The 3,000-nt window shown below is 65.0% G+C and carries 4 protein-coding genes and 1 pseudogene; all 5 read right to left on the bottom strand.

The genetic code is table 11. The features are described 5' to 3' along the window. Positions 1-585: 585 nt before the first annotated feature. The gene (locus NW75_RS24120) at positions 586-762 is read right to left on the bottom strand and encodes a DUF4169 family protein (RefSeq protein ID WP_081988868.1); all 177 of its coding nucleotides are present in this window, start codon (positions 760-762) and stop codon (positions 586-588) included. Between the two features lie 2 nt (positions 763-764). Then, entirely contained in the window at positions 765-1,235 is a 471-nt protein-coding gene (gene nusB / locus NW75_RS21515; RefSeq protein ID WP_033967425.1) for a transcription antitermination factor NusB, read from the bottom strand. A gap of 178 nt (positions 1,236-1,413) precedes the next feature. Beyond that, a complete protein-coding gene (gene hisD, locus NW75_RS28460; protein ID WP_443024512.1) occupies positions 1,414-2,241 on the bottom strand; it encodes a histidinol dehydrogenase in 828 nt (275 codons plus the stop codon). A gap of 33 nt (positions 2,242-2,274) precedes the next feature. Then, a complete protein-coding gene (locus NW75_RS28465) occupies positions 2,275-2,700 on the bottom strand; it encodes a histidinol dehydrogenase (RefSeq protein ID WP_443024511.1) in 426 nt (141 codons plus the stop codon). A gap of 111 nt (positions 2,701-2,811) precedes the next feature. Further along, positions 2,812-3,000: pseudogene (gene hisG / locus NW75_RS24125) on the bottom strand (ATP phosphoribosyltransferase); the annotation flags it as partial.

The raw sequence follows: 3,000 nt of genomic DNA on the forward strand, positions 1-3,000 counted from the left end.
GCGGGTGGTGGGGAGGGGTCTGGCGGCTTTTCGGAAGATTACCGATTAGTCGGACGGGGGGCTATGCGCGCAGGTCAGATCGTGCGCATGGCTATCAATGGGTCGAATATGGATGGGGGTAAGGAGTTCGATTCAGTTCGTCGGTGACGAATAAGCTACCACTGGTATCTTTGAAAAATCTCATGAAGAAAATTATTGGCGACTTGGTGTGCCTTGTCACGAAATAAATCGTGTTTTGATGCGTAGAGTATGTTCCGTCATAGGACCCAAAACCAGTCACTTTCTCAAAGCGCGCGTTCCGTTCTATTATGAGAGGACCAGCGTCTACTGAACCTTCACAATCACGAATATAGTGACCTAACACCATATTTCGCAAATCGGACGCAGTTAAGGCTATGTAGTTATTGTCAGGAGGGTTGGGCATCGCACCCGCTAACGATAGCGACGCGATCAAGGCAAATGCGGCTCGGATGCACTGGGAAGGCATGACGCGAGAGTGGAGAACTGCGTGAACGTCCGCAATAGGGACGCCAACAAGAGCGGCTAAGTGGCAGATATTGGGCGAGAGCGGACAATCGCCCTTGCTCACTCCTCCCGCTTCACCCCATCCAGCCCGCGTTCCAGCCGCCCGGCGTCCACTGCCGCCGCCTCGCGTTCAGCTTTGCTCCGCCCGAAGGCGGCGCGGTTGATGGTGGCGGTGGCTTCTGCCGCTTTGCGGGTGTGCGCCTTGCGGGCGCGGCGGAGGTTGATGACCTCCGCCATCTTTATGCGCGGACGTCCTTGGCGATGGCGTCGAGCAGGCCGTTGACGAAACCCGCCTCGCGCTTGTCGAAGAAAGCGTGCGCTACATCGACATATTCGGTGATGACGGTGCCGACCGGCACGTCCGCGCGCGCCAGCAATTCATAGGTGCCCGCCCGCAGGATCGCGCGCATCGCCTTGTCGAGCCGGGCGAGGTTCCAGCCCTTGGCAAGCTTTCCGGCAATGGCGGTGTCGATCTCGCCGAGGCGCGCCTCGGTGCCCTTTACGACATCGTCGAAGAAACCGACTTCGGCCTCGGCATATTCGGCATCCTCGATCGTCGCGCCGAGGCGGTGATTGTGGAATTCGCTCAGCAACTGCGCGATCGGCGTTGCTTCCATATCATGCTGATACAGCGCCTGGACGGCGGCGAGACGGGCGGCGGCGCGTGCTTTGGAGCGGGCGGCGGTACGGGGGGTGGCGTGGGAAGACATTGCGCGGCCTTTAAGCGAAAAAGCGGGGAACGGGAAGTTGGGTGTTTTTGGGGGGCACCGGACCAGCCGCGCAGACCGTCACCCCGGGCTTGTCCCGGGGTCCACGGTCGTCCGTGACGATCGTTTGCCGACTATGCGGCGCGGTGGACCGCGGGACGAGCCCGGGGTGACGGTGAGGTTATTTCAGCCGTAGCGCCACCGATCTTGCGTGGGCGGGGAGGCCTTCGGCTTCGGCGAGCGCGACCGCCGCCGGGCCGATCGCCGCCAGACCCTTGGGGTCCAAGTGCAGGAAGCTGGTGCGCTTCATGAAATCGAGCACCGACAGGCCGCTGGCGAAGCGGGCGCGGCGGCCGGTGGGGAGGACGTGGTTGGGGCCGGCGACATAATCGCCGATCGCTTCCGGCGTGTGGCGGCCGAGGAACACCGATCCGGCATGGCGGACGCGGTCGAACAGCGGCTGCGGATCGTCGCACGCCAGTTCGAGATGTTCGGGCGCGAGGCGGTCGACCAGTGGCAGCGCTTCGTCGAGGTCGCGCACCAGGATGATCGCGCCGTTCGCGTCCCATGCCGCGCGCGCGACCTTGGATGTTGCGAGCGTGGCGATCTGGGCGTCGACCTCGGCCGCGACGGCATCGGCAAAGGCGGCGTCATCGGTGAACAGGATCGACTGGCTGGTCGGGTCATGCTCGCTCTGGCTGAGCAGGTCGGCGGCGATCCAGTCGGCGCGGTTCGCCCCATCGGCGACGACGACGATTTCCGAGGGACCCGCCACCATGTCGATGCCGACCACGCCGTAGAGTTGGCGCTTGGCCTCGGCGACCCAGGCGTTGCCGGGGCCGGTGATGACGTCGACCGGCGCGATGCGGTCGGTGCCATAAGCAAGCGCGGCGACGGCTTGCGCGCCGCCGATGCGCCACACTTCATCGACGCCGGCAATGTGCGCGGCGGCGAGCACCAGCGGGTTGATCTCGCCATCGGGGGTGGGGGGTGACCATGACGACGCGATCGACGCCCGCGACCTTGGCGGGGATGGCGTTCATCAGCACCGAGCTGGGATACGCCGCGCGCCGCCGGGAATGTAGATCCCGGCATTTTCGATCGCATTCCAGCGCGCACCGGTGCGGATGCCGTGCGCGTCGGTCAGGTCGCTGCCCTGCGGCTTCTGCTTCTCGTGATAGGTGGCGATGCGCTCCGCCGCGAGATCGAGCGCGGCGCGCAGATCGGGGGCGAGGCCGTCATAGGCGGCGCGCCATTCTTCGCGGTCGATCTGCCAGCCGGTGGCGTCGAGATCGTGGCGGTCGAAGCTTTGGGTGTAGGCGCGCACCGCCGCGTCGCCTTCGTCACGGACGCGCGCGATGATGGCGGTTACGTCGCGCGCGACATCGGCATCGGCTTCGCGGCGGGCGTTGACCAAAGCGGTGAAGTCTGCGGCGAAGGTGGGGGATGTGGTGGTGAGGCGGATCATTGGTTGGTCACCCTCACCCTTCCCACGCGGCTTTGCGCGCGGGCCCCTTCCCTCTCCCATTGGGAGAGGGAGGGAGGAGCGAAGCGACGGAAGGGTGAGGGTGACAAGTGTTCACGCCGCCACCTCCTGCGCAACCGCCCGGCGGAACGCCTCGACCAGCGGCACCACTTGCCCGCGCGTCTTGAACGCGGCGCGGTTGACGATCAGGCGGCTGGTCACCTCGCAAATCACTTCGACCTCGACCAGGCCGTTTTTCCTTCAACGTGCGGCCCGACGACACCAGATCGACGATGCGCGGGG

Origin of the sequence: Sphingomonas sp. Ant H11, assembly GCF_000797515.1 — a bacterium.
Classification (GTDB): Bacteria; Pseudomonadota; Alphaproteobacteria; order Sphingomonadales; family Sphingomonadaceae; genus Sphingomonas.